Source organism: Brevibacterium metallidurans (assembly GCF_037101285.1).
GTDB classification, from domain to species: domain Bacteria; phylum Actinomycetota; class Actinomycetes; order Actinomycetales; family Brevibacteriaceae; genus Brevibacterium; species Brevibacterium metallidurans.
Map to the genome: position 1 here is coordinate 1 of NZ_BAAAAF010000070.1, position 548 is coordinate 548.

At 54.4% G+C, this 548-nt stretch carries 1 protein-coding gene; it reads left to right on the forward strand.

The window, feature by feature from the left end; all coding sequences use genetic code 11:
* On the forward strand, positions 1-548 hold a 548-nt coding region (locus AACX88_RS17570; protein ID WP_339394142.1), incomplete at both ends, for a YqgE/AlgH family protein.

Genomic DNA, 548 nt, shown 5'->3' on the forward strand with positions numbered 1-548 from the left:
CAATGAATTTACAGCATCACTTTCTGATTGCCATGCCTGCTCTACAGGACCCCATTTTCCGTCGCTCCGTCGTCTATATCTGCGAGTACAACGACGATGGCGCCATGGGCATTATTATCAATAAGCCGCTGGAAAATCTGCAGGTGGAAGGGATCCTGGAGAAACTGAAAATTGTGCCGGAGCCGCGTAATCCGGATATTCGTCTGGATAAACCGGTAATGGTCGGCGGCCCGCTGGCGGAAGACCGCGGCTTTATTCTGCATACCCCACCATCTGACTTTTCCTCCAGCATTCGCATCTCCGACAACACGGTGATCACCACCTCGCGCGAAGTGCTGGAAACCCTTGGTACTGATAAACAGCCGAGCGACGTACTAGTGGCGCTGGGCTACTCGTCGTGGGAAAAGGGTCAGTTGGAGCAGGAGATTCTGGACAACGCCTGGCTCACCGCCCCGGCCGATCAGAATATTTTGTTTAAAACGCCGATTGCCGATCGCTGGCGCGAAGCGGCCAAACTTATCGGTATCGACATCGTGACGATGCCGGCC